Source organism: Phenylobacterium zucineum HLK1 (assembly GCF_000017265.1).
Classification (GTDB): Bacteria; Pseudomonadota; Alphaproteobacteria; order Caulobacterales; family Caulobacteraceae; genus Phenylobacterium; species Phenylobacterium zucineum.
This window is the reverse complement of record NC_011144.1, coordinates 599,330-622,853: the sequence shown is the minus strand read 5'-3', so window position 1 is coordinate 622,853 and position 23,524 is coordinate 599,330. Positions and strand designations below refer to the sequence as shown.

General features: G+C 72.3%; 23 protein-coding genes. 8 read left to right on the top strand and 15 right to left on the bottom strand.

The genetic code is table 11. The annotated features are described in order from the left end of the window. Positions 1-126: 126 nt before the first annotated feature. Entirely contained in the window at positions 127-513 is a 387-nt protein-coding gene (locus tag PHZ_RS03170; protein WP_041373079.1) for a PGPGW domain-containing protein, read from the top strand. A gap of 7 nt (positions 514-520) precedes the next feature. Here PHZ_RS03170 and PHZ_RS03165 read toward each other — a convergent pair whose 3' ends face one another. The 9 genes from PHZ_RS03165 to PHZ_RS03125 all read right to left on the bottom strand — a co-directional run bounded on the left by PHZ_RS03165 (position 521) and on the right by PHZ_RS03125 (position 8,726). Further along, positions 521-1,024, bottom strand: coding sequence for a F0F1 ATP synthase subunit B (locus PHZ_RS03165; protein ID WP_012521149.1), 504 nt, complete (start codon positions 1,022-1,024; stop codon positions 521-523). Between the two features lie 10 nt (positions 1,025-1,034). Next, positions 1,035-1,655: a F0F1 ATP synthase subunit B family protein gene (locus PHZ_RS03160; RefSeq protein WP_012521148.1), complete on the bottom strand. Its 621-nt coding sequence runs from the start codon at positions 1,653-1,655 to the stop codon at positions 1,035-1,037. A 72-nt stretch (positions 1,656-1,727) separates the two neighbouring features. Continuing rightward, positions 1,728-1,952 (bottom strand): F0F1 ATP synthase subunit C, encoded by a 225-nt coding sequence (locus tag PHZ_RS03155; RefSeq protein ID WP_012521147.1) that lies wholly within the window; start codon positions 1,950-1,952, stop codon positions 1,728-1,730. Between the two features lie 52 nt (positions 1,953-2,004). Next, the gene (locus PHZ_RS03150) at positions 2,005-2,790 is read right to left on the bottom strand and encodes a F0F1 ATP synthase subunit A (RefSeq protein WP_012521146.1); all 786 of its coding nucleotides are present in this window, start codon (positions 2,788-2,790) and stop codon (positions 2,005-2,007) included. Between the two features lie 16 nt (positions 2,791-2,806). Beyond that, positions 2,807-3,163, bottom strand: a complete 357-nt coding sequence (locus PHZ_RS03145; RefSeq protein ID WP_041373077.1) for an AtpZ/AtpI family protein — start codon at positions 3,161-3,163, stop codon at positions 2,807-2,809. Positions 3,164-3,341: 178 nt separating this feature from the next. Beyond that, complete coding sequence (smc, locus tag PHZ_RS03140) at positions 3,342-6,785, bottom strand: chromosome segregation protein SMC (RefSeq protein ID WP_012521144.1); 3,444 nt, start codon at positions 6,783-6,785, stop codon at positions 3,342-3,344. Positions 6,786-6,791: 6 nt separating this feature from the next. Continuing rightward, positions 6,792-7,436, bottom strand: coding sequence for a DsbA family protein (locus PHZ_RS03135; RefSeq protein WP_012521143.1), 645 nt, complete (start codon positions 7,434-7,436; stop codon positions 6,792-6,794). 2 nt (positions 7,437-7,438) lie between these two features. After that, on the bottom strand, positions 7,439-8,056 hold the full coding sequence (locus PHZ_RS03130) for a DsbA family protein (protein WP_012521142.1): 618 nt from the start codon (positions 8,054-8,056) through the stop codon (positions 7,439-7,441). Between the two features lie 130 nt (positions 8,057-8,186). Continuing rightward, positions 8,187-8,726, bottom strand: coding sequence for a DUF721 domain-containing protein (locus PHZ_RS03125; protein ID WP_012521141.1), 540 nt, complete (start codon positions 8,724-8,726; stop codon positions 8,187-8,189). Between the two features lie 117 nt (positions 8,727-8,843). Between PHZ_RS03125 and mutY the strand changes: the two genes are divergently transcribed. Further along, entirely contained in the window at positions 8,844-9,893 is a 1,050-nt protein-coding gene (mutY, locus tag PHZ_RS03120) for an A/G-specific adenine glycosylase (RefSeq protein WP_012521140.1), read from the top strand. Here the strand turns inward: mutY and PHZ_RS03115 are convergent. The 4 genes from PHZ_RS03115 to ygfZ form a co-directional block, all read right to left on the bottom strand. Beyond that, positions 9,890-10,969, bottom strand: a complete 1,080-nt coding sequence (locus PHZ_RS03115) for a site-specific DNA-methyltransferase (protein ID WP_012521139.1) — start codon at positions 10,967-10,969, stop codon at positions 9,890-9,892. The two genes, mutY and PHZ_RS03115, sit on opposite strands and share 4 nt — an antisense overlap. Positions 10,970-11,050: 81 nt before the next feature. Continuing rightward, positions 11,051-11,743 carry a ribonuclease HII gene (locus PHZ_RS03110; RefSeq protein ID WP_012521138.1) on the bottom strand — a complete coding sequence of 231 codons (693 nt, stop codon included), beginning with the start codon at positions 11,741-11,743 and terminating at the stop codon, positions 11,051-11,053. Then, positions 11,743-12,333 carry a DNA-3-methyladenine glycosylase I gene (locus tag PHZ_RS03105; protein WP_041373074.1) on the bottom strand — a complete coding sequence of 197 codons (591 nt, stop codon included), beginning with the start codon at positions 12,331-12,333 and terminating at the stop codon, positions 11,743-11,745. The genes PHZ_RS03110 and PHZ_RS03105 overlap by 1 nt, the downstream gene beginning before the upstream one ends. A 63-nt stretch (positions 12,334-12,396) precedes the next feature. Beyond that, on the bottom strand, positions 12,397-13,203 hold the full coding sequence (ygfZ, locus tag PHZ_RS03100) for a CAF17-like 4Fe-4S cluster assembly/insertion protein YgfZ (protein WP_012521136.1): 807 nt from the start codon (positions 13,201-13,203) through the stop codon (positions 12,397-12,399). A 60-nt stretch (positions 13,204-13,263) separates the two neighbouring features. Here ygfZ and PHZ_RS03095 point away from each other — a divergent pair, with 60 nt between their 5' ends. Together PHZ_RS03095 and PHZ_RS03090 are read left to right on the top strand one after the other, a co-directional pair. Continuing rightward, on the top strand, positions 13,264-14,232 hold the full coding sequence (locus tag PHZ_RS03095; RefSeq protein WP_012521135.1) for a glycosyltransferase family 9 protein: 969 nt from the start codon (positions 13,264-13,266) through the stop codon (positions 14,230-14,232). Continuing rightward, positions 14,225-15,559 carry a dihydroorotase gene (locus tag PHZ_RS03090; RefSeq protein ID WP_012521134.1) on the top strand — a complete coding sequence of 445 codons (1,335 nt, stop codon included), beginning with the start codon at positions 14,225-14,227 and terminating at the stop codon, positions 15,557-15,559. The genes PHZ_RS03095 and PHZ_RS03090 overlap by 8 nt, the downstream gene beginning before the upstream one ends. A gap of 3 nt (positions 15,560-15,562) precedes the next feature. On the opposite strand, the gene PHZ_RS03085 is transcribed toward PHZ_RS03090, so the two are convergent. Then, positions 15,563-16,918 carry a serine hydrolase domain-containing protein gene (locus tag PHZ_RS03085; RefSeq protein ID WP_041373072.1) on the bottom strand — a complete coding sequence of 452 codons (1,356 nt, stop codon included), beginning with the start codon at positions 16,916-16,918 and terminating at the stop codon, positions 15,563-15,565. Positions 16,919-17,056: 138 nt separating this feature from the next. Between PHZ_RS03085 and PHZ_RS03080 the strand changes: the two genes are divergently transcribed. From PHZ_RS03080 to PHZ_RS03065, 4 genes are read left to right on the top strand one after another with little or no spacing between them, the layout of a single operon-like run. After that, positions 17,057-17,413: a YciI family protein gene (locus PHZ_RS03080; protein WP_012521132.1), complete on the top strand. Its 357-nt coding sequence runs from the start codon at positions 17,057-17,059 to the stop codon at positions 17,411-17,413. Beyond that, positions 17,413-18,624, top strand: a complete 1,212-nt coding sequence (locus PHZ_RS03075; protein ID WP_012521131.1) for an RNA polymerase sigma factor — start codon at positions 17,413-17,415, stop codon at positions 18,622-18,624. Before PHZ_RS03080 ends, PHZ_RS03075 begins: the two co-directional genes overlap by 1 nt. A 43-nt stretch (positions 18,625-18,667) precedes the next feature. Next, complete coding sequence (locus PHZ_RS03070) at positions 18,668-20,443, top strand: feruloyl-CoA synthase (RefSeq protein WP_012521130.1); 1,776 nt, start codon at positions 18,668-18,670, stop codon at positions 20,441-20,443. Then, entirely contained in the window at positions 20,440-21,981 is a 1,542-nt protein-coding gene (locus PHZ_RS03065) for an acetolactate synthase large subunit (RefSeq protein WP_012521129.1), read from the top strand. Before PHZ_RS03070 ends, PHZ_RS03065 begins: the two co-directional genes overlap by 4 nt. An 85-nt stretch (positions 21,982-22,066) precedes the next feature. Here the strand turns inward: PHZ_RS03065 and PHZ_RS03060 are convergent, their stop codons facing one another. After that, positions 22,067-23,383, bottom strand: coding sequence for a hypothetical protein (locus tag PHZ_RS03060; protein WP_041373069.1), 1,317 nt, complete (start codon positions 23,381-23,383; stop codon positions 22,067-22,069). Between the last annotated feature and the right edge of the window lie 141 nt (positions 23,384-23,524).

Sequence of the window (23,524 nt, the reverse complement as noted above, 5' to 3'; positions counted from 1 at the left end):
GCGGGTTAGGAAAATTTAACGCGCCCTCGCCTTTACGACTCCGAGGGTCGTTCGCATATCTGGAGCGTGACGGCGGAACCTCCCCGCTTCGCCGCGCGCTCCCAGGTTTGAATCGTGACTTTCGCCATGCCCTCTTTGCGCGTCTACCGCGCCACGGACGATCTCGCGCGCGAGATTGTGGCCCGCCTCGTGCGGTGGGGCCTCGTGCTGCTTGGACTGGCGATCGTGGCGCTGGGCGTCCTGATCGCCCCCCTGCCCGGACCGGGCGGAATCCCGGTCATCGTGGTCGGCCTGATGATCGTGCTGCGGAACTCGTTCTACGCCCGACGGCAGTTCGTGAAGTTCCAGCGGGCGCACCCGAAGATGGTCTTCCCGATCCGCCGGCTGCTCCGGCGCGAGCCCGAGGTTCTGCCGGTGTTCTGGCAGCAGTATCTGCGGGTCGAGCGGCTGGTGCTTCCGAAGCGAGCGCGGTTCGCCGTGAAGGTGCGGCGGCGCTTCATGCGCCGCCGCTGATCTTTTCCTACTGAAGCTTCGAGGCGAGCTGGCCGATCGCGCGGTCGACCAGCGGGTCCGCCTTCGCGCCGGTCAGGCGCTGGGCCAGGACGCTTTCGGCCATCTGAGCTGCGAGCTCGGCGGCGGCGGCCTTGACCTCGGCGGCGGCCTGGGCTTCGGCGGTGGCGATCTTCTGCTCGGCCATCCGGCGGCGGCGCTCGATGGCCTCCTCCAGCTTGGCCTTCGCCTCGGCCTCGAACTGACGGACCTGGACCTCGGCGGTCGCCAGCATCTCCTTCGCCTGGCGCTCGGCCTCGGCCCGTTCGGCCTGCAGGCCCTCGAGCAGGCGGCGGGCCTCGTCGCGGATCCGGGCCGCCTCGTCGAGGTTGGCCTGGATCGAGGCCGCCTTGGCGTCGAGCGCCGCGGCGATGGCCTTGTGGGCCTTGGCGCCGAAGAAGACGATCCCCAGGAAGATCAGCAGGCCGGCGCCGACCCAGAACTCCGCCTCGGCCGGATTCAGGAAAGCAGGCATCTTCTGTCCTCTAGGAGCGCGTGGCGCTGAGCGCGCCGGCTTCGGCCGGCGTCACCGCCTTGCCGGTCAGCTTCTCGACGATGGTCTTGGCCGTGTCCGCGGCGATCGCCTCGACGTTGGTCATGGCCCCGTCGCGCATCTTGCGGATGCGCTGCTCGGCCTGGTCCAGCTCGGCGTTGAGCCGCGCGTCTTCGGCCGCCTGGCTGCGGGCCAGCTCGGCCGCCGCCTTGGCGTTGGCGTCGGCCACGACCTTGCGGGCGCTCGACCGGGCCTGCTCGACCTCGGCCTTCACCGCCGCCGCCTGGTTGTCGGCCTCGGCCTGCACGCGGCGGGCTTCCTCCAGCGCGCCGGCGATCGTCTCGGCGCGCGCCTCGACAACCTTGCGGTAGCGCGGCGTGAACACCTTCGCGAACAGGAAGTAGAGGATCGCGAACAGGATCAGCAGCCAGATGATCTGGCCGCCCCAGTACTCGACCTCGAACTGCGGCAGGCCGCCGCCCTCGCCGCCGTGCGCCGCGACTTCCGAGGCGCCCGCGGGGACCTCGTGGCCGTGCACAGCCTCAGCGGCTTCGGCGGCGGGATTGCCGTCGTGGGCGCCGACGGGCGGCGCGCTAGGGGACTCAGTCGCCATCTGGCTCGGACGTCCTTATGCGTTGAGCCGGCGCCGCCGCGGAACGGCGCGCCGGCCCGACGGGTCTTTGACTTAGCTGAAGAGGATCAGCAGGCCGAGCACGAAGGCCAGGATGCCCAGCGCTTCGGTCAGAGCCGCGCCCAGGATGAGGTTCGTGAACTGGCCGCCGGCGGCGGACGGATTGCGGGTGGCGCCTTGCAGGAACCCGCTGAAGAGGGTGCCCACGCCGATGCCCGCGCCGATCATGCCGAGGGTCGCGAGACCAGCGCCGATGTACTTAGCGGCTTCCGCTTCCATGATGTCCTAGTCCTACCGAAGTTGAGAGTTGAAGGTTCGTACTGCCGGCCGATCAGTGGTGATGGCCGAGGTTGACCACGTCGTTGAGATAGACGCAGGCCAGAACTGCGAAGACGAAGGCCTGGAGGAACGCCACCAGGAACTCCAGGGCCGTCAGGGCGACGACGCCGCCCAGCGACAGCAGGGCGCCGGGGATGCCCAGCAGCCCGAGGCCGCCGCCGGCCGCCAGCGCGCCCAGCGAGACCACGAAACCGGCGAACACCTTCAGGGCCACGTGGCCGCCGAGCATGTTGCCGAAGAGACGAAGCGCCAGGGTGACCGGCCGGAGCAGGAACGAGATCAGCTCGATCGGGGTCACCAGGATCAGCATGTACCAGGGCACGCCCGAGGGGACGAACAGCTTGTACATGTTGTGGCCGTTGCGGGCGAAGCCGACGATCAGCACCAGGAGGATCGTCAGGGCCGCGAGCGTCGCGGTGACGGCGAGCTGCGACGTCGCCGTGAACACCAGGAACATGCCCAGCAGGTTCATCGCCAGGATGAACAGGAAGAGCGTGAAGACGAACGGGAAGAACCGCTTGCCTTCGTGGCCGATGATGCTGGTCGTCAGGTCGTCGATGTAGCCGAAGGCCGCCTCGCCGATCATCTGCAGACGGCCGGGAACCACTGCGCCGCGCGCCGTGGCCAGGCCGAAGAACGTGGCGATCCCGGCGGCGGCCAGGGTCATGGCCAGCGTCGAGTTGGTGAACGCCATATCGATGACGCCCACGCCGGGGATGGTCAGATCCGGGAGGTCCACGATCTTCTGGACCTCGAACTGGTGCATCGGGTCGGCCATGCCGCCTCGAACTCCCTCAATCTTCCTCGTCGCCGTCGAGGGGGAGGTCCTTCGCGGGACCCCATTCCCTCTCCGCTTCGGCGGACATCCGCTGCGCTGAGCGGACGGCCATCCAGATCGACACCACGAAGCCCACCAGGACTCCGACGATCATTCCCCAAGGCCCCGTGCCGGCGAGGGCGTCGACGGCTGCGCCGAACCCCAGACCGACAAAGAGGCCGCCCAGCAGGACGCCGAGCAGCCGATAGCCATACCCCGCCGCCTTGGAGCCGTAGTCGGTCGGCTCCTTGGGCGCGGTCCGCGCCTGGAGGGCGCGGGCCTGGGCGTCCAGGCGCCGAAGCGCCTCTTCGCGCGTCTCGTCCGTTTGCGGCATGGGTCGGGAGGCCATAAGACCGCGACGTCGCCGCCACGGCGGGGGCTTGAAGTCGCGCGGAACCTATAGACGCGTGTGCAGTGCGTCAAGGCTGCCTCGGAAGTATCTATCCGACTGTTTTTAATGACAAAATTGGAAGTGTGGCAGAACGTCCGCCACCTTCCCCTGGGGCGCCGCCCTACTGGGCCGCCATGGCCTCGGCCTGCCTCAGGTCCACCGACACCAGCTGCGAGACCCCCCGCTCGGCCATCGTCACCCCGAACAGGCGATCGGCGCGGGCCATGGTGACCGGATTGTGGGTGATGACGATGAACCGGGTCTCGGTGCGCCGGCACATCTCGTCGATCATGTTGCAGAAGCGGTCGACGTTGGCGTCGTCGAGCGGCGCGTCCACCTCGTCCAGCACGCAGATCGGCGCCGGCTGGGCGAGGAAGACGGCGAAGATCAGGGCCGCGGCGGTCAGCGCCTGTTCGCCGCCGCTCATCAGGCTCATGGCGGCCAGCCGCTTGCCCGGCGGGCAGGCGTAGATCTCCAGCCCCGCTTCCAGCGGATCGTCCGACTCCACCAGCCGCAGCTCTGCCTGGCCGCCCTGGAACAGCGTGGAGAAGAGCGTCTTGAAGTGCTCGTTGATGACGTCGAACGCGGCGGTCAGGCGCTCGCGGCCCTCGCCGTTCAGCTCGTCGATGCCCTGCCGCAGGCGGGCGATGGCGCCGGTCAGGTCCGAGCGCTCGGCCTGCATGGTCTCGAGGCGCGTGGCGTATTCCGTCGCCTCTTCCTCCGCCCGCAGGTTCACCGGCCCGATCGCCTCGCGCTGGCGCTCGAGGTTGAAGAGGTGGGCCTCCATGCCCTCGGCGTCGGTGGGGATGGCCACCGCCTCGTCCGCGAGCCTCCGCCCCAGGGCCTCAGGCTCCATCTGGGCCGTGTCGCGGATCATCGCCGTGACCTCGGCCAGGCGCTGGGCCGCGGCTTCGGAGTGGGCGGTGAAGCTGGCCCGCAGTTCGCGCGCCTCGCCTGCCGCCGCCTCGGCCTGGCGGAGCGCCCGGTCGGCCTCGGCCCGTTCGTGCTCGGCGGCGGCGAGGGCGTCGGAGGTCTTGGCCCGGCGCGCCTCGGCCTGGGCCAGTTCGTCCAGCAGCTTCTCGCGCCGGGCTTCCAGCGTGCTGGGCGCCGCCTTGGCGGCCTCGAGCGCGGCCCAGGCCTTCTCGCGGGCGGCGGCGAGCTGTTCGAGGCGCCGCGCCGCGGCGGCGGAACGGCGGGTCCAGTCCTCCCGGTCGCGGCGGAGGCCCTCCAGGCGGCGGGCGCGGCCCTCGCGCTCGCGGATCTCCATCTCGTAGGCGGCGCGCGCGGCGGCGGCGGCCTCCCGGGCCGGGCCGGCGGCCGCGCGGGCGGCGGCGAGGCGCTCGGCGAGGTCGCCCGCGCCGGCCTCGCCGCCGGCCTCGGCCTCGACCGCGGCGAGCTGGGCCTCGTGCTCGGCGAACTCGGCCTCGAATCGGCCGATCAGGTCGTCCAGCGAGGCGGCGCGCGCCTCGTTTCGGGCGGCCTCCTGGTCGAAGCGCGCCAGCGCGGCCCTGGCGTGGGCGGCCTTCTGCTCGAGGGCCGGCGGCTGCCGGCGCGCCTCGCGCAGCGCCTCGTCGGCCGCGCGCAGGCGCTGGGCGGCGGCGGCCTGGGCCGCGCGGGCGGCCTGGGCCCTGGGCTCCAGCTTCTCGATCTCGGCTTCGACCTCGGCCAGGCGCGTCTTCTGCTCCAGGCGCACGGCCGCGGGCTTGGGCGCCTCGGCGCGGGCCGTGAAGCCGTCCCAGCGCCAGAGGTCGCCTTCCTTCGAGACGAGCCGGCCGCCGGGCGGAAGCAGCTTCTGCAGCCGGTCGCCGTCGGCGCGGTCCACCAGCGCCACGTAGGCGAGCCGGGCGGCCAGCGCCGGCGGCGCCTTCACCAGCGGGGCGAGCGGCGCCGCGCCCTGCGGCCATTGCGGCGCCGGCGCATCGCGGCCGCCCCAGAACGCGGGCGCCGCCGGGTCGAGCGCGGCGTCGAGGTCATCGCCGAGGGCCGCGGCGAGGGCGGCCTCATAGCCGCGGTCCGGCGAGACCGAGTCCAGCGCCGGAGCGAACCCGCCCCGCTTGGCCTGGGCGACGAGGCCGGCCAGGGCGCGCGCCTCGGCGGTGAAGCGGCCGAGCTGCTCCTCCAGCTTGCGGGCCGCGTCGCGAGCGGCGGCCTCGGCCTCGGTGGCCTTGCTCCGCTCCTCCTCCGCGGCGTCGAGGGCGGCCCGCGCGGCCGCCAGGGCCGCCTCGGCGGCCTCGAGGTCGACTTTCGCCTGCAGGGCCTGGGGATTGGCCGCGAGCGCGATGGCCTGGCGCTCCTGCCGCGCCTGGTCCAGGGCGCGCCGCGTGCGGACGACCCGACCCTGGGCCTCCTCGATCCGCGCCCGGGCGGCGCGGGCGCGGGCCTCCTGGGCGGCGACCTCGGCGGCCAGCCGCTCCACCTCGGCGTCGGCCTCGGCGCGGGCCGCCTCGGCGGCGCGGGCGGCCGCCTCCAGCTCGGGGCCCCGCTCCGGCGAGGTCGCAACGTCGCCTTCCAGGGCGGACAGGTCCTCGGCCAGCCGCTTGAGCGCGACCTCGGCGTCCTCGACGATATGGCGCTCGCGCGCGGCGTCGGCGTCGATCCGCTCGACCTCGCCGGTCAGGCGGGCCAGCTCGGCGGCGTGGGCCTCCTCCTCCCGCTCCAGCCGATCCTTGTCGATGGCCAGCTTGTGCAGCACGGCCGCGGCGATGGTCTCGGCCTCGCGCAGGGGCTTCAGCGCCTCCTCGGCCTGGGACGCGCGGACCGTGGCCGCGGCGGCGGCGCGGGCGGTCTCGTCCACGGCGCGGACGGCGGCCGCGGCCTCGGCGGCCAGCCGCTCGGCGGCGGCCCGGGCTTCGGCGTATTTGGCGTAGAGGACCGCCCCCTGCAGGGCGCGGATCTCAGCCGAAAGCTTGCGGTAGCGCTCGGCCTGCCGGGCCTCGCGCTTGAGGCGGCTCAGCGCGCTCTCCAGCTCGGCGGCCACGTCGTCGAGGCGGGCGAGGTTGGCTTCGGCGGCCCGCAGCCGCAGCTCGGCCTCGTGCCGCCGCGAGTGCAGGCCCGAGACGCCGGCGGCCTCCTCCAGGATCAGGCGGCGGTTCTGCGGCTTGGCCGAGATCAGCTCCGAGATCTGGCCCTGGCGGACCAGGGCCGGCGAGTTCGATCCGGTGGAGGCGTCGGCGAACAGGAGCTGGACGTCGCGGGCGCGGACCTCGCGGCCGTTGATCCGGTAGGTCGAGCCCTCGCCGCGGTCGATCCGGCGGACCACCTCGAGCACCGGATGGTCGTTGAAGGCCGCCGGCGCCCGCCGGTCCGAGTTGTCGATGGTGAGCGAGACTTCGGCGTGGTTGCGCCCCGGGCGGTTGGCGGCGCCGGCGAAGATCACGTCGTCCATGCCGCCGGCGCGCATCGCCTTGGCCGAGTTGGCGCCCATCACCCAGCGGAGCGCCTCGAGCAGGTTCGACTTGCCGCAGCCGTTCGGACCGACGATGCCCGTGATTCCCCGCTCGATCCGGAACTCGGTCGGATCGACGAAGGACTTGAAGCCCGACAGTCGCAGCCGCTGGAAGTGCACGGGCCCCTAGCGCCTCCCGCCCTTCGCGGCCTGTGCGATCGCCGCCTCCATGTCGGCGAGATCGGGCACGCCCGGGCCGCCGACGCGCTTGCCGTTGACGAAGAAGGTGGGCGTGCCGGTGACCTCGTCCTTCTGGGCGAGCATCAGCCGCTGCTGCAGCGCCTCCTGCCCCTTCGGATCGGTCAGGCAGGCCTCGAACTGCGCCTCGGTCAGGCCGTTCGCCTGGGCGATCTCCAGGAAGATCGGCTTGATGTTCCCGCTCTGCCAGCGCGGCTGGCTGCGCAGGACCTCGTCCACGACCTTCACGTACTTCGACGGACCGGCGCAGCGGGCCATCAGGAAGCCCGCGGCCGCGACGTTGCCCGGCGCGGTCAGCATCTCCCGGAAGGTCCAGCGCACCTGGCCCGTGTCGATGTACTTCGCCTTCAGCGTCGGGAAGACGTCGGCGTTGAAGTGCGCGCAGTGCGGGCAGGTGACCGACAGGTACTCGACCACGTGCACCGGCGCCTTGGGGCTGCCCACGCTGATGTCGCCTGCCGCCGGCTCGGCGGCCGCGAGCGCCTGCGGGCCCGCCAGCGCGAGGCCCAGACCGCCGGCGAGGCCAGCGGCCAGACCGACCGTGAGGGCGCCGCGGCGGCTGAGCGCGTTCACGGCTACTTCGAAGCCTCGGCGATGGCCGCGTCGAGCTCGGCCAGGGTGATGTCGCCTTCCTTCACCTTCTTGCCGTTGACCACGAAGGTGGGGGTGGCCGAGATGCCGTCCTGGCGGATCGCCTTCTCCACCCGATCGTTGAGCGCCTTCAGCGCCGCCTCGTCCTGGATACAGGCGTTGAACTGCGCCTCGGTCATGCCGGCCGACTGGGCGACGCGCAGCAGGCCGCCGCGCATGTCGCCGCTCTGGAACATCTCCTGCTGCGAGCGGAACAGGGCGTCGATGACCGTGAAGTACTTGTCCTTGCCCGCACAGCGCGCGACCAGGAATCCGGCGGCGGCGACCTGCTCGGGCGGGGTCAGGAACTCCTTGAAGGTGTAGTGCACCTTGCCGGTGTCGATGTACTTGGCCTTGAACTGCGGGAAGGTCGTCTCGTTGAAGGCCGCGCAGTGGCTGCAGGTCACCGAGGCGTATTCGACCACCTTCACCGGCGCATTCGCATCGCCGAGGGTCATGTCCTCGGCGGAGGCCGTGGGACCGGCGCCCTTGCCGCATCCGGCGAGCACGAGGCTCGCGCCCGCTGCGGCGACCAGGAGAAGACGGCGGCTGAGGATCGTCATCGAAGGACCTTCCGGTAGTTCTGAACGAAGGATTAAAGCGCGATTCCCGAAAGCGCGCGCAAACCGCGCCGGCCACGCCCCTCCCTACGCGATGGGACGGCGGCGGAATTGAGTCAACCTGCCGCCCGGATCATCGGCCTTGGCGCAGGACGCCGCGGCCGAGCGCCAGCAGCGCGTCCCTGAGCTTGCCCTCGGGCGCGTCGGCCAGGCTTTCGGCGAGCTTCGCCTCCTCGGCGGCGTCGAGCGGCCGGGCGCGGCGGCGGGCGGGGGCGGGCGCGGCCTCGGTCCGGCGCAGCGGTCCCTGGACGATCCGCAGCTTCTGAACGGCGTCCGGGCCCAGGAAGAGGTTCACCCGGGCGAGGATCTCGTGGGCCTGATGCTGGACGATGGCGGCCGAGGGCCCCGCGACCCTGATCTCCAGCGAGGAGGGGCCGCCGTTGCGGCCCTTCACCAGCTTCACCGGCTCGGTGCGCCGGGCGATGTCGGGGCCCACCACCTCCCGCCAGCGGGCCGAAAGGGCGTTCGCGCCCTGGCCGAAGCGGGCGTCCAGCTCGCGGATCAAGCCGGTAAGGGCGCGACCGGCCGGCGGCGGCGGGCGATGGGCCGGCCGCGTGCGCTTGCGCTTCAGGATCTCGAGCGCCTCGGCGGAGCTCGGCAGGCGGCGTCGCATGGCCCCTACATACCGCCATCCCCGGCCCTTGCGGAAGGCGGTCCCAAGGCGCCGGCCGAATCGACGCAGGCCGCCTGCGCCCCCGATCCCGCTCGCGCGCGCCGGACCGATGACGGTATGAAGGCCGCCGTGACCCTCCGCGCCCAGCTGCTCGCCTGGTACGACCAGAACGCCCGCGACCTGCCCTGGCGGGTGGGGCCCGCCGACCGTGCGGCAGGGGTCCGGGCCGATCCCTACCGGGTCTGGCTGTCCGAGGTGATGCTGCAGCAGACGACCGTGCCGCACGCCACGCCCTACTTCCTGAAGTTCACGGCCCGCTGGCCGACCGTATCCGACCTCGCCGCCGCGCCGGACGAGGAGGTCATGGCCGCCTGGGCGGGCCTGGGCTACTACGCCCGCGCCCGAAACCTGCTGGCGTGCGCCCGGGCGGTGGCGAACGACCACGGCGGCGTCTTCCCGGACACCGAGGCGGGCCTGCTGAAGCTGCCGGGCCTTGGCCCCTACACGGCGGCGGCGGTCGCGGCGATCGCCTTCGACCGCCCGGCCAATGTGGTGGACGGCAATGTCGAGCGGGTGGTCTCGCGCCTCTTCGCCGTCGAGCAGCCGCTGCCCGCGGCCAAGCCCGAGCTGAAGCGGCTCGCCGCCGCGCTCGTGGCCGAGGACCGGCCCGGCGACTGGGCCCAGGCCCTGATGGATCTGGGAGCGACGATCTGCCGCCCCAAGGCGCCGCTGTGCGACCGCTGCCCCCTCGCCGATCACTGCGCCGCCTTCGCGACCGGGACGCCGGACGCCTGGCCCCGGAAGACGGCCAAGGCCGCGCGGCCGCGACGCCACGGCGTGGCCTATGTGCTGACGCGCGGCGACCAGGTGGCCCTGGTGCGCCGCCCGCCCAAGGGGCTGCTGGGCGGCATGCTGGCCCTGCCCACCAGCGACTGGCGGTCCGAGCCCTGGTCCGAGGCCGAGGCGATCTCGGCCGCCCCCGCGCCGGCCGCCTGGCGCGGCGTGGGCGAGGTCGAGCACGTCTTCACGCACTTCTCCCTGACGCTGCGGCTCTTGCGCGCGGAGGGCGACGCCGACGGCGTGATCTGGAGCCCGCGCGGCGACCTGGAGGCGCTGCCCAGCGTGTTCCTGAAGGCGGCCCGCGCGGGGCTCTCGAACCTGCTCTAGGCGGGGAGCTGCGAGCGGACCTTGGCGCGCAGCACATCGATGGGGGCGAGGCCCTTGTCCGACTTGAAGTGCCAGTAGGTCCAGCCGTTGCAGGCCGGCGCCGACTGCACGAGCGCGCCCACCTTGTGGATCGAGCCGGACACCTCGCCCACCACCAGGCTGCCGTCCGCCCGCACGCGGGCGGCGTTGCGCCCCTTCGGACAGTAGAGGACGTCGCCCGGCCGCAGCAGCCCGGCCTCGAGGATGGTGCCGAAGGGCACGCGCGGCTCGGCGCGCTTGGAGCCGGTCACCGCCATCTCGTCCGCCGTGGCCGGCGTCACCTGGGCGATGCGCTTGCGGGCGAGGGCGGCGTACTCGGCCTCGCGCTCGATGCCCACGAACTTGCGGCCCAGGCGCCTGGCCACCGCGCCCGTGGTGCCGGTGCCGAAGAAGGGATCGAGGATCACGTCGCCGGGCTTGGTCGAGGCCAGGATCACCCGGTGCAGCAGGGCCTCGGGCTTCTGGGTCGGGTGGGCCTTGGCGCCGGAGCCGTCCTTCAGGCGCTCGTCGCCGGTGCACAGCGGCAGCGTCCAGTCCGAGCGCATCTGCAGCTCGTCGTTGGCCATCTTCATGGCGTCGTAGTTGAAGGTGTAGCGCCGGCCGCCCCGCGATTTGGAGGCCCAGATCAGGGTCTCGTGGGCGTTGGTGAACCGCGTGCCCTTGAAGTTCGGCATCGGGTTCGACTTGCGCCAGACGATGTCGTTCAGGATCCAGAAGCCCAGGTCCTGCACCGCGACGCCGACGCGGAAGATGTTGTGGTAGCTGCCGATCACCCAGATCGCGCCGTCGTCCTTCAGGACCCGCCGGCATTCCTTCAGCCAGGCGCGGGTGAAGGCGTCATAGGCCTCGAAGCTCTCGAACTGGTCCCAGTGATCGTCGACGGCGTCGACCTTGGAATTGTCGGGCCGCAGGAGGTCGCCGCCGAGCTGCAGGTTGTAGGGCGGGTCTGCGAAGACGAGGTCGACCGAGCGGTCCGGAAGCTTCTTCAGCGCCTCCAGGCAATCGCCCTCGATGATCGTGTCGACCGGCAGGCCCATGCTCAAACCCCAAGAGAACCAGAGTCTGAATCCTCGGGGCTTATGGTGAAGAGGCCGTTGACGCGGATGGTCAACGAGAAGTTAAGCCTCGCCGAACGGCAGCTCGTCCTGGAGGTCGCCCGCGAGCCTCGGATCCTTGCCGGCCAGGACAAGCTTCACCGGCCGCCAGGCCAGGCGATGGATCTCGCAGGGGCCGAGGCTGACCAGGGCCTCGACGTGGCTGGGGGCGTTGTAGCCCTTGTGGCTGGCGAAGCCGTAGCCGGGATAGAGCGCGTCCATCTCCACCATCAGCCGGTCGCGGGCGACCTTGGCGAGGATCGAGGCCGCGGCGATCGATTTCGACTTGGCGTCGCCCCCCACCACCGTCGTCACCTCGCACGGCAGGTCGAAGCGGTAGTTGCCGTCCACCAGGGCGAAGGCGGGCTGCACCGCCATGGCCTCGATAGCCCGGCACATGGCCAGGCCCGTGGCGTGCAGGATGTTCAGGCTGGCGATCTCGGAGACGCTGGCGAAGCCGACGCCCCAGGCCACGGCCTTCTCCTTGATCTCCTCCTCCAGCGCCTCTCGCGCCTTGGCCGAGAGCTTCTTGGAATCGTCGAGGCCCTTGGGGACCTTGCGCGGATTGGAATCGAGGATCACCGCGCCGGCGCAGACCGGTCCGGCCCAGGGGCCGCGCCCCGCCTCGTCCACCCCGCAGACCGGCCCGCCGACGAAGGCCTTCTCCAGCAGCAGGGTCGGTCCCTTGGATGCTCTTGGCGCGCTCCTGCCGGCCATCAGCGCGCCAGCCCCTTCACCTGCTCGTGGCGGAAGCAGCAGGTCAGGTGGTCGTTGACCAGGCCGGTGGCCTGCATCCAGGCGTAGACGATCACCGGACCCACGAACTTGAAGCCGCGCGCCTTCAGGGCCTTCGAGACCTCTACGGCCAGCGGCGTCTGGGCCGGGACCTGGCCGAGATCCCAGCGGTTCTGCACCGGCCGGCCGTCCACGAAGCCCCAGCAGAAGTCGGCGAAGTCCTCGCCGCGGTCCCGCATGGCCAGGTAAATCCGCGCGCTCTCGATCGCGGCGTCGATCTTGGCGTTCGAGCGGACGATGCCGGCGTCGGCCATCAGCCGGGCCCGGTCGGCCTCGCCGTAGGCCGCCACCTTCTCGGGATCGAAGCCGTCGAACGCGGCGCGGAAGGCTTCGCGCTTGCGAAGGATGGTGATCCAGGCCAGGCCCGCCTGGAATCCGTCCAGCACCAGCTTCTCCCACAGCGCGCGCGAGTCGTACTCGGGCACGCCCCACTCGGTGTCGTGGTAGGCCTCGTAGAGCGGGTCGCCGGCCATGCCGGTCCAGGTGCAGCGGGTGACGACGGGCGCATCCATCGCCGGCACTCTCAGCCGACGGCGCTCAGAACCTCAAGGGCCGTTTCCGTCGCATCGGCGGTTTCAGGACGCGTTATCCCCAGCCGATTGCTCGAACCAGGCCGGCGGCTCCACCCGCACCGGACGGCCGTCCGCCGTCAGGTCGGCGCCTAGCGCGCGGTCCAGCCGCACCAGGGCCATGGCGCGGCCCTCCGTCCCCGACAACACCTCGCCGGCCCGCAGGTCGCCGGCCAGGATCTCGGTCCCGGACGCCGGCGGCGGGCCCTCGAACACGATCGGCAGCATGCGGCTCTTGATCTGGCCCCGGCGCTTCATGCGCGAGGTGGTCTCCTGGCCGACGAAGCAGCCCTTCTTGAAGTCGATGCCGGCCAGGAGGTCGAAGTCGGCCTCGATCGGATAGGTGGAGTCCGTCCCCCAATCCGCCGGACCGGGAACGCCCAGCCGAAGGCGATGGGCGTCATAGGCCGCCTCGTCCGAGGTCGCCCGCTCCGCGAGGCCATAGCCGCGCCAGCCCAGCTCGGGCCGCCGGGGATCGCGGATCCAGCCCGGCCCCGGCGCGTCGGGGAAGGCGGCGAAGACCGCCGTATCGGGGGCGGAAAGCTCCACCTTGGCCCGCAGGCGGTACATCGTCAGCCGCTGCAGCAGGGCGTCGCGATGAGCCGCCTCCACGTCCAGCAGGCAGCCGTCCTCGGCGCCCACCGCGAACAGGTCGTAGAGCAGCCGTCCCTGCGGCGTCAGCAGGGCGCCGAACCGCGCCTGCCCCGGCTGGAGCGTCTCGACATCCTGGGTGAGCAGGCCCTGGAGGAAGCTCCGCCACTCGGGGCCGCCCACGGCGATCACGGCCCGGCTCGTCAGCTGCACGATGGTCATGACGACAATTTGGGGCGCGCCGCTGTGGAGCGCCAGCCGCCCCTTGGCTATGCAGTCTGCATGGCGTCCGGCGGTTTCCCGATTCTCTTCATCACGGCCACGCGCATCGGCGACGCCGTGCTCTCGTCGGGCCTCGTCAAGCGCCTGCACGACGAGATCCCCAACGCCCGCTTCACCATCGTGGCCGGCCCCGCGGCGGCGCCGCTCTTCGCCGAGGTCCCGAACCTCGACCGCGTCATCGTGCTCGAGAAGAGCAAGTCCGGCGGCCACTGGTTCGACCTGTGGCGCCAGGTGCGCAGGCGGCGCTGGGGCCTGGTCGTCGACTTGCGCGGCTCGGGGCTGTCGCGGTTCCTTCGGACGCGGCGGCGCGCCATCCATCGCAAGAGCGCCGAGCCGCTGCACAAGGTGCTGGAGGCGGCGCGCACCCTGCGCATCGAGGACGAACCGGCGCCGCCGCACATCTTCACCTCGCCCGAGATCGAGGCGCAGGCCGCGGCGCTGACCGCCGGCGAGGGGCCGATCCTGGCCATGGCGCCGGCCGCCAACTGGATCGGCAAGACCTGGCCGGCGGAGCGGTTCAGCCAGGTCGCCATGCGCCTGCTGCGCGAGGGCGAGCTCAAGGGCGGCCGGCTGATGGTGGTCGGCGGCGCCGGCGACGCCAACGTCGTGAAGGCGATGCGCGACGCGGCCAAGAACCGGATCATCGACCTCACGGGCCAGGACCTGCTGGTGGCCCATGCGGCGCTGAAGCGGGCGCGGCTGTTCATCGGCAACGATTCCGGCGCCATGCATCTGGCGGCCGCCGCCGGCGTCCCCACCATCGGCCTCTTCGGCCCCTCGGACGAGCGGCTGTACGCGCCCTGGGGCGAGCACTGCCGGATCGTGCGCGGCGCCCGCGACCTCGACCAGATCCGCGCGGTCGACCCGGAACTCTCGCAGGCCATCTGCCACATGATGGACCTGCCGGTGGAGAAGGTGGTAGGCGCGGCGGAGGAACTCCTGGCCGCCACCGAGGCCCCACATGCCTGAGACCTTCGACCTGATCGTGCGCGGCGGCGAGGTGGTGAACCACGCCGGACGCGGCCGCGCCGACATCGGCGTCCGCGGCGGCAAGATCGCCGCCATCGGCGACCTCGCCCAGGCTTCGGCGGGCGAGACCTTCGACGCCTCCGGCCTGACGGTGATGCCGGGGGTCATCGACACCCAGGTCCACTTCCGCGAGCCCGGCCTGGAGTGGAAGGAGGACCTCGAGACCGGCTCGCGCGCCGCGGTGCTCGGCGGCGTCACCGCCGTGTTCGAGATGCCGAACACCGAGCCGACCACCACCGACCCCGACACCCTGGCCGACAAGCTCGCCCGCGCCCGCGACCGCATGCACTGCGATCACGCCTTCTACGTCGGCGGCACGCACGAGAACGCGCGCTTCCTGGGCGAGCTGGAACGCCTGCCCGGCTGCTGCGGGATCAAGGTGTTCATGGGGGCCTCCACGGGCACGCTGCTGGTGCAGGACGACGAGGGCGTGGAGCAGGTGCTGCGCCACATCTCCCGCCGCGCGGCCTTCCACTCCGAGGACGAGTACCGGCTGGCCGAGCGCCGGCCGCTCGCCCGCACGGGCGACTGGACCAGCCACTACGAGGTGCGCGACGCCCAGTCGGCGATCCAGTCCACGGAGCGCCTGGTGCGCCTGGCCCGCAAGTGCGGCAAGCGCATCCACGTCCTGCACGTGACGACGCGCGAGGAGATCGCCTTCCTCGCCGGCCACAAGGACGTCGCCTCGGTCGAGGTGACCCCCCAGCACCTGACCCTCGCCGGGCCCGAGGCCTATGAACGTCTGAAGGGCTTCGCCCAGATGAACCCGCCGATCCGTGGGGCCGAGCACCGCGAGGGGCTGTGGGTCGGGGTGGCGAACGGCGTCGCCGACGTCATCGGCTCGGACCACGCCCCGCACACCCGCGAGGAGAAGGCCCGGCCCTACCCCGCCTCGCCTTCCGGGATGCCTGGCGTGCAGACCCTGCTGCCGGTGATGCTGACCCACGTCGCCGAGGGCCGGCTGACGCTGGAGCGCCTCGTCGACCTGACCAGCCACGGCGCGAACCGCATCTTCAACCTGGCCGACAAGGGCCGGCTGGCGGTGGGCTACGACGCCGACCTGACCGTGGTGGACCTCAAGGCCCGACGCACGCTCCGGCACGAGGACATGGCCAGCCGCGTCGGCTGGACGCCCTTCGACGGCTTCGAGGCGAAGGGTTGGCCGATGGCGACGATCGTTCGCGGAACGGTCGTCATGCGCGACGACGAGATCGTCGCCCCGCATCTCGGCCAGCCGGTGCGGTTCGGCGAGACTCTCACGAGCTAGCCTCTACAACGCCTCGATCACCGCCTTCGCGAACGCCGCCTCGTCGAAGCGCTTGCCGGCGGGATCGAAGCCGCGGCGGACGATGACCAGCTTCCGCGAGGGCACGATGAAGACGTACTGCCCGCGGTTGCCGTTCATGGCGTAGGTCCCCTCCGGCAGGCCCTGGCCCGGGCCGTAGAGCCAGAAGAACGCCCCATAGCCGGCCCCCTTCTCCGGCTGGGCCGGCGCCGGCGTGGCCACGAACCGCGACCAGCCCTCGGGCAGCAGGCGCTCGCCGTTCCAGACCCCGTCGTTCAGGTAGAGCAGGCCCAGCCGGCCGAGGTCGCGGGCGGTCGTCCAGACCTGGCTGGAGAGCACGTAGTTCCCCTGCCAGTCGGTCTCCGGCGTGGTGCGGGTCATGCCGATCTTCCAGAGAAGCTCGGTGAACGGGAAGTCGATCGCCGCCTGGCCGTCGCCGAGCGCGGCGCGGACCGCGCGGGCCGCCAGCAGGGTGTCGTTGTTGGCGTAGCGGAACCGGCTTCCCGGCGCGGCCTCCATCGGCATGGCCGTGGCCGTCTGGGTGACCAGCGCCCCGCCGACATAGACCTCGTCGGTTCGGTTGCCCGGTCCGTCGGTCCACAGGCCCGAGCCCATGTGCATGAGCTGGGCGAGGGTGATCCGGCGCCGGGGATCGTTCGCCGGCCACTCGGGAATGTCCACCGGCGCGTCGACCTTCAGGAGGCCCAGGTGCGCCGCGCGCCCCACGACGGTCGCCGTCAGGCTCTTGGCCACCGACCAGGTGCGCTGGGGCGTGTGCGGGGTGAAGTCGGCGCGGTACCGTTCGGCGACGATCCTGCCGTCCTTGATCACCACCACGGCCGTGGTCTTCGTCCCGGCGCCGAAGGTCTGGCTGTCGAAGGCCTTCGCCACCGTCGCGGCGAGCGCCCGGGACGGCCTCGCGCGGATTCCGGCGTCTCCGTCGGGCCAGGCGCGAACAGCCTCCTGCGGCCGCTGCGCCGCGAGCCTCGGCAGGGCCTGCGCCATCGTGGCCGCCCCTCCCACGGGAAGCTGGCTGCAGCCCAGGCCCGGCCGCCAGGCGGCGATCCGCGGCGGCATGGCCTCGTCGAACGGCACGCTGACGGTCTTCGCCTCGCGGTCGATCCGCGCCGGCAGGGTGCGGACCAGTTCCTGGTAGTCGGCGTAGATCCCCTCCAGGTCGTCCGCGGCCACCTGTTCGGGACTCATGCCGGCGTTGAACACCCCGCTGCACAGGAAGGCGGCCTTGTAGCCCGCGGCGAGCGCCCGGACGTGGGCGTCCTCGGCGGCCTGGGCGCCCGCCGGCGCCATGGCGATGACGGCGGCGATCAGAAGTCTGCGCACGCGGGGGCCCCTCCTCTTTCGGCGCGGCCACACTAGGAAATTTCGAGAGCCTGTCGAATCCGCAGCCGGCCGCGCGTCTCCCCGGTGACGCACAGCGCTGCGTCGCGCAAACATCAACCCGAACGGGGAACGACCGCGATGAAGTACATGGTCCTGATCTATGAGCCGGCCGGCGCCTACCAGGGGCCGGAGAACGCAACCCTGCTGCAGGACGTCGCCGCCAGGCACATGGCCCTGGCCGAGGAGCTGCAGGCCGCGGGGGTGCTGCTGGACGGCTCGGGCCTGCAGGGCGTCGAGACCGCGACCACGGTGGTGATCGGGGCCGACGGGCGGCAGACGCTGCATGACGGCCCCTTCGCCGAGACCCGGGAGCACCTGGGCGGCTACTACCTCATCGACGTGCCCGACCTGGACGCGGCCCTGGCCATCGCCCGCCGCGTTCCGGGCGTCGCGGGCTCGAAGACCGAGGTGCGCCCCCTGCTGGACATGGGCTGATGACGGTCTTCGGCCGGGCGATCGCCGAGGCGCGGCCCAGGGTGGTGGCCGCCCTCGCCGCGCGGCTCCGCGACCTGGACCTGGCCGAGGACGCCTTCTCCGACGCCTGCGCGGCGGCCCTCGTGGCCTGGCCGAACCAGCCGCCGCGCGATCCGGCGGCGTGGCTCTGGCGGGCGGCGCTCCGCCGGGCGATCGACGCCAGGCGCCGCGCCGCGGTCCGGGCGCGCACGATGCTCGACCCGCCGGCGCCCCAAGCGAGCCCCGAGGAGGCGCTGATGGCCCACGAGCCCATCCCCGACGAGCGCCTGCGGCTGATCTTCGTCTGCTGCCATCCGGCGCTGGCGGCCGACGCCCGCGCGGCGCTGACGCTGAAGGTGGTCTGCGGACTTTCCACCCAGCGGCTGGCGCGGGCCTTTTTCTGCGCCGAGCCGGCCATGCTCCAGCGGATCACCCGGGCCAAGCGGAAGATCGCCGGCGCCGGCGTCCCGTTCGAGGTCCCCGGCCCCGCCGCCTGGCCCGAGCGGCTGGAGGCGGTGCTGACCACCCTCGAAGTCGCCTACGCCCAGGCCTACGAGGACGCCGCCCTGGCCACCGACGCCGCCGGCTTCGCGCCGGAGGTGCTTCGCCTCTCGGGTCTCCTGGCCGAGCTCATGCCGGGCGAGCCCGAGGTCCTCGGCCTGGCCGCCCTGGTCCGCTTCGCCGAGGCGCGGCGACCCGCCCGCCTGGACGCGACCGGGGCCATGGTTCCGCCCGAAGCGCAGGAGGCGGACCTGTGGCGGCGCGACCTCATCGCCGAGGGCGCCGGCCTCCTGGATCGCGCCGCCGGCTTCGCCGGCAGCGGCCCGCGCCAGATCCTGGCGACCATCCACGCCAACCACTGCGCCCGCGCCGAGGGGCGGCCGACGCCGTGGGCCGACATCGCCCGGCTCTACGACGTCCTGCTCGCGGTGCGGCCGAGCCCCGCCGCCGCCGTGAACCGCGCCGTGGCGTTGGGGGAGACCGCCGGGGCCGAAGCGGGCCTCGCGGCGCTGGCGCGGGTTGAAGGCATGCAGGCCTGGCTGCCCTACCAGGCCGCCCTGGCGCACCTGTCGGCGCGGGCCGGCCGCAGGCGCGAGGCGATCGCCGCCCTCCGCGCGGCGCTGGGGCTGAACCCCGCGCCCGCCGAGCGGCTGTACCTCCAACGACGGCTGCGCGAGCTGGAGAAGGCCTAGCGGGGCTCGACTTACGTCGCGGCGGCCCGTAACCGATGGCCCCATGGACGCCGAGCTCAGCCTCTCCACCGCCCCGTTCCGCGATCCGCGCTATGCGCCGCGACGCCTGGAGATCGACCGCCGCGGCGGCGGCGAGATGGTGCTGACCAATCCGACGCCCTATTCCACCCAGCACCAGACCACGACCTCGGCCCTGGACGCCTGGGCCGCCAGCGCGCCCGACCGCGTCTGGCTGGCCGAGCGCTCGGGCGAGGGCTGGCGCACCCTGACGTTCGCCGAAGCGCGCGAGCGGATCGCCGCGCTGGCGGGGGGTCTCAGGGAGCTGGGCGTCGTCGGTGAGCGGCCGCTGCTGATCCTGGCCCGCAACGGCATAGACCACGCGCTGATCGCCTATGCGGCCATGAGCCAGGGCATGCCGGTCGCGCCCGTCTCGCCGCAGTACGGCCTGCCCGGCGCGAACCTCGCCCGCCTGACCCACGCCGCCGAGATCCTGCAGCCCGCCGCCGTCTACACCGAGGACGCGGCGCTGTTCGCCGACGGCCTCTCGGCCGAGATCCTGGCCGGCCTGCCGGTGATCGCGGGCCTGTCGCCGCGGGCCGGCGACATCCCGATGGAACGGCTCTACGAAGCCTCGGCCGCCACGTTCTGCGCCCGCCCGGAAGACCACGCCAAGTACCTGCTGACCTCGGGCTCGACCGGCCTGCCCAAGGCGGTGATCGGCCGTCACCGAGAGCTCAGCCTCAACGCGGCGCAGATCGCCGCGTGCTTCGACGACCCCGACCCGCCGGTGATGCTGCACTCCGCCCCGTGGAGCCACAGCCTGGGCGCCAACGCCATCCTGCACATGAGCCTGCACCGGGGCGGGACGCTCTACATCGACGCCGGCCAGCCCACCGCGGCGAGGTTCGGCGAGACCCTGCGCAACCTGCGCGAGGTGCAGCCCACCTATCAGAACATGGTCCCCGCCGGCTGGATGCTGCTGGTCGACGAGCTGGAGAAGGACGAGGCGCTGGCCCGCAACTTCTTCTCGCGCGTGCGCCTGCTGCAGTACGGCGGCGCGGCCCTCGGCCAGACGGTCGCCGACCGCATCCAGGCCGTGGCGATCCGCACGGTGGGCGAGAAGATCAGCTTCTCCAGCGGCTATGGCGCTACCGAGACGGGTCCGACCGCCTGCAACGTCCACTGGACCAACGGCCGCATGGGCATGATCGGCCTGCCCCTGCCCGGCACCTCGGTGCGGCTGGTGCCGCAGGACGGGAAGCTCGACTTCCGGGTGAAGGGTCCGCAGGTGACCAGCGGCTACCTCGGCCGGCCCGACCTTTCGGCCGCCGCCTTCGACGACGAGGGCTTCTACCGGCTGGGGGACGCCGCCCGCTTCGTCGATCCCGGGGATCCGGCGCAGGGCATGATCTTCGACGGCCGGCTGTCCGAGAACTTCAAGCTGGCCTCGGGCACCTTCGTGACCGTCGGCGACCTGCGCATCCGGGCGATCGGGGCGATCGGCGGGGCGGTGACCGACGCGGTGGTCTGCGGCGAGGGCGAGGAGGGGGTCGGCCTGCTGCTCTATCCCAACCCCAACCTCTCGCATGCCGAGGTCGTCGCCGCCGCGCGCGACGGGCTGGCGCGGTTCAACGCCCAGGCGCAGGGCGGCGGCAGGATCGCCCGCGCCCTCGTGCTTCCCGAGCCGCCGGACCCCCATTCCGGCGAGATCACCGACAAGGGCTACATCGCCCAGAGCCTCGCCCGCGCGAAACACGCGGCCGCCGTCCGGCGGCTCTTCGCCCACCCGACACCTCCCGACGTGATGGAGTTCGCATGAACGGCGCCGACGCCCTGATCTCGACCCTGGTGGCCAACGAGGTCACCGCCTGCTTCGCCAATCCCGGCACCAGCGAGATGCAGTTCGTGGCCGCGCTGGACGGCGTGCCGCAGATGCGGCCGGTGCTGTGCCAGTTCGAAGGCGTGGCCACGGGCGCGGCCGACGGCTACGGCCGGATCGCGGACCGGCCGGCCTGCACCCTGCTGCACCTCGGGCCCGGCTACGGCAACGGCGTCGCCAACCTGCACAACGCCCGCCGGGCCTATACGCCGATCGTCAACGTGATCGGCGACCACGCCACCTATCACCGCCAGTACGACGCGCCGCTGAACTCCGACATCGCCACCCTGGTGAAGCCGAACTCGATCTGGGTGAAGTCGGCCGAGACCGCCGACGATGTCTCGGCGCTCGCGGCCGAGGCCGTGCAGGCCTCGTACGGTCCGCCCGGCGGTCCGGTCAGCCTGATCCTCCCGGCCGACAGCGCCTGGCTGCCGGCCGGCGGCGAGATCGCCCGCGCCCAGCGGCCGGCGCGCGCGGCGCCCCGCGGCGAGGCGGTCGAGGCCGCCGCCCGCGCGCTGAAGGCGGCGAAGAACCCCGTGATCCTGCTGGGCAATCAGGCCTGCCGCGCCGAGGCGCTGAAGGAGGCCGCCCGGCTGCAGGCGGCGGGGATCACCATCTATTCCGACACCTTCGTGCCCCGCCAGCCGCGCGGCGCCGGCGTGTTCGCGCCCAAGAAGATGCCCTACTTCGGCGAGATGGCCCTGGGCGAGCTCGAGGGCGTCGACCTGATGGTGTTCGTCGGCACGACGACGCCGGTGGCCTTCTTCGCCTATCCCAACCGGCCCAGCGTCCTCGTCCCCGAGGGGTGCCAGACCCTCACCCTCGCGGACCGGGCCGAGGATTCGGTCGCCGGCCTCGCCGCCCTGGCCGATGCGCTGGGGGCGCCCAAGGAAGGGCCGGTCCAGGCGCTGGCCCTGCCGGACGCCGCGCCCAGCGGGGGCCTCAATCCCTACTACGTGGGAACGTCCATCGCCCGGCACATGCCCGAGAACGCCATCGTCTGCGACGATGCGGTGACCTCCGGCACCGGCGTGGCGGCCATGACGGCGAGCGCCCGGCCGCACGAGGTGCTGGCGCTGACCGGCGGGGCGATCGGCATCGGCCTGCCGCTCGCCATCGGCGCGGCCGTCGCCGCGCCCGACCGCAAGGTGCTCAGCCTGAACGGCGACGGGGCGGCGATGTATACGGTCCAGGCGCTCTGGACGATGGCCCGCGAGAACCTCGACATCACCGTCGTGGTGTTCGCCAACTACACCTACCGCATCCTCAACGTGGAGATGACCCGCACCGGCGCCGGCGAGGCGGGCCCCTCGGCGCGCAAGCTGCTCGACCTGGGCGATCCGAAGATCGACTGGGTCCCGATCGCCAAGGGCATGGGCCTGCCGGCGGTGAGCTGCGCCACCGCCGAGGAGTTCGACAAGGCCTTCGCCGCCGCCATGGCCCAGAAGGGCCCGACCTTCATCGAGGCGGTGATCTAGCCTCCTGTCCGGCAGGAGAACGGCCCAAGGAAAAAGGCCCGCGGATCGCTCCGCGGGCCTTCGTCTTTTCAGCCTTGCCGGCCGATCACTTGTTGCCGGGCAGCGTGCAGTTGCCGGCGAAGGCGCAGCCGGTGGCGCCCACAGCGTTGATCTTCGGAGCCGACTGGTACTCCAGCACGTAGCCCTTCAGGCCGTCGGCGCAGGCGACTTCCACGAACGTGGTGTCCTTGGCGCTCTTGCCGATCACCCGCGAGTTCGAGACCTGGCAGGAGTTGTAGTTGAACTTCTTCAGGTCGGCCGTGAGGCTGCCGTAGGCCGGGTCGTTGGTCAGGCTGCACTTGTAGCCGGCGATCGGCGCACGGCCGCAGTCCAGCACCTGGCTGCCCTGGCCCGAGGCCTTGAACATGCCGATGGCGCCCGTGCCGTCCTTGCAGACCAGCTCCACGACTTCCTCGCCCGGACGGGGCGGGAACAGGGCGTAGCGCTCGACTTCGCAGTTTCCGCCGGCGGCCTTGGTCAGGCGCGTGTAGAGCGCGGCCTGCTCGGTCTCCGCCTGGCGGGCGTCGGTCAGCTGGCAGCCGCCGAGGATCTGGCTGGCCTTGGCGCAGTCGTAGGTCTCGGCCAGCTGGCCGTCGACGCCGATCTTGTAGATGTAGCCTTTGCCGTCCTGGCAGGAGGCTTCGTAGAAGGTCGAGTTGTCCTTCGACGCGCCGACGAAGCGGCGGTCCTTCACGGCGCAGCCGTTGTTGGCGGCGGCCGCGTACTTGTCCACCACGGCCAGGCGCGAGGCCTTGTCCGTCAGGATGCACTTAATGTTGGTCTCGGCGTCGTCGTACAGCAGGCAGTTCTGCGGCTGAGCCGGCTTGGCCGCATCGAACGGCGCGCTGGCCATCAGGATGTAGCCCTCGCCGCTCTGGCAGGCGACTTCGACGTAGGTGTTGGTCTTGGTCTGGCCGATGCCGCGGGCTTCCTGCGGCAGGCACTGCACGCCGGCCTTCTGCATCATCGGGCCGAGCACGGCCTTCGGGTCCGAGTTCTCGGGCAGCAGGCACGGCGCGGCGGCCGGCTTGCCCGGCTCGGGCGGCGTGTTGGCCTCGATGCAGCTGAACACGGTGGGCGCGCCTTCGGCCGGAGCCTGGAGCACATAGCCCATGGCGCCGGCGCCGCAGGCGACCTCGTAGTAGGCGGTCTTGGACTTCTTGTCCTCGCCGATCTTGCGGGCGTCGGAGACCTGGCAGCCGAGGCCTGCGGCCTGGACCAGCGCGGGGGCTTCGGCCATGCCGCTCTTGCGGGCGGCGGCGGGGATGTCGGCGGCCTTCTTGCCTTGCGAGATGGCCGCGGCCGGAACCATCACCAGCGCCGCGAGCGCCGCTGCAAGCCCGATCGCCTTGGGCGTCTTCACCTGTGCTTCTCCTGGGTGATTTCGTTTGGGGTGATTTTGTTTGGCGCGCACATAAGCGCCGCCTGCCCCTCGGGGTCAAGTTGGCCCGGAACGACGGCGCAAGTGTGGCCGCATCCGAGCGGCGACGGGGCGCCGGCCCGG

Excerpts from the sequence above, each read along its gene's own strand:
- PHZ_RS03165 (WP_012521149.1), bottom strand. The coding sequence starts at position 1,024 with ATGCCTGCTTTCCTGAATCCGGCCGAGGCGGAGTTCTGGGTCGGCGCC.
- mutY (WP_012521140.1), top strand. The coding sequence starts at position 8,844 with ATGAAGGCCGCCGTGACCCTCCGCGCCCAGCTGCTCGCCTGGTACGAC.
- PHZ_RS03160 (WP_012521148.1), bottom strand. The coding sequence starts at position 1,655 with ATGGCGACTGAGTCCCCTAGCGCGCCGCCCGTCGGCGCCCACGACGGC.
- PHZ_RS03090 (WP_012521134.1), top strand. The coding sequence starts at position 14,225 with ATGCCTGAGACCTTCGACCTGATCGTGCGCGGCGGCGAGGTGGTGAAC.
- ygfZ (WP_012521136.1), bottom strand. The coding sequence starts at position 13,203 with ATGACCATCGTGCAGCTGACGAGCCGGGCCGTGATCGCCGTGGGCGGC.
- PHZ_RS03065 (WP_012521129.1), top strand. The coding sequence starts at position 20,440 with ATGAACGGCGCCGACGCCCTGATCTCGACCCTGGTGGCCAACGAGGTC.
- PHZ_RS03155 (WP_012521147.1), bottom strand. The coding sequence starts at position 1,952 with ATGGAAGCGGAAGCCGCTAAGTACATCGGCGCTGGTCTCGCGACCCTC.
- PHZ_RS03145 (WP_041373077.1), bottom strand. The coding sequence starts at position 3,163 with ATGCCGCAAACGGACGAGACGCGCGAAGAGGCGCTTCGGCGCCTGGAC.
- PHZ_RS03110 (WP_012521138.1), bottom strand. The coding sequence starts at position 11,743 with ATGGCCGGCAGGAGCGCGCCAAGAGCATCCAAGGGACCGACCCTGCTG.
- PHZ_RS03115 (WP_012521139.1), bottom strand. The coding sequence starts at position 10,969 with ATGGGCCTGCCGGTCGACACGATCATCGAGGGCGATTGCCTGGAGGCG.
- PHZ_RS03070 (WP_012521130.1), top strand. The coding sequence starts at position 18,668 with ATGGACGCCGAGCTCAGCCTCTCCACCGCCCCGTTCCGCGATCCGCGC.
- PHZ_RS03105 (WP_041373074.1), bottom strand. The coding sequence starts at position 12,333 with ATGGATGCGCCCGTCGTCACCCGCTGCACCTGGACCGGCATGGCCGGC.
- PHZ_RS03075 (WP_012521131.1), top strand. The coding sequence starts at position 17,413 with ATGACGGTCTTCGGCCGGGCGATCGCCGAGGCGCGGCCCAGGGTGGTG.
- PHZ_RS03170 (WP_041373079.1), top strand. The coding sequence starts at position 127 with ATGCCCTCTTTGCGCGTCTACCGCGCCACGGACGATCTCGCGCGCGAG.
- PHZ_RS03130 (WP_012521142.1), bottom strand. The coding sequence starts at position 8,056 with ATGACGATCCTCAGCCGCCGTCTTCTCCTGGTCGCCGCAGCGGGCGCG.
- PHZ_RS03150 (WP_012521146.1), bottom strand. The coding sequence starts at position 2,790 with ATGGCCGACCCGATGCACCAGTTCGAGGTCCAGAAGATCGTGGACCTC.
- PHZ_RS03080 (WP_012521132.1), top strand. The coding sequence starts at position 17,057 with ATGAAGTACATGGTCCTGATCTATGAGCCGGCCGGCGCCTACCAGGGG.
- PHZ_RS03125 (WP_012521141.1), bottom strand. The coding sequence starts at position 8,726 with ATGCGACGCCGCCTGCCGAGCTCCGCCGAGGCGCTCGAGATCCTGAAG.
- PHZ_RS03095 (WP_012521135.1), top strand. The coding sequence starts at position 13,264 with ATGGCGTCCGGCGGTTTCCCGATTCTCTTCATCACGGCCACGCGCATC.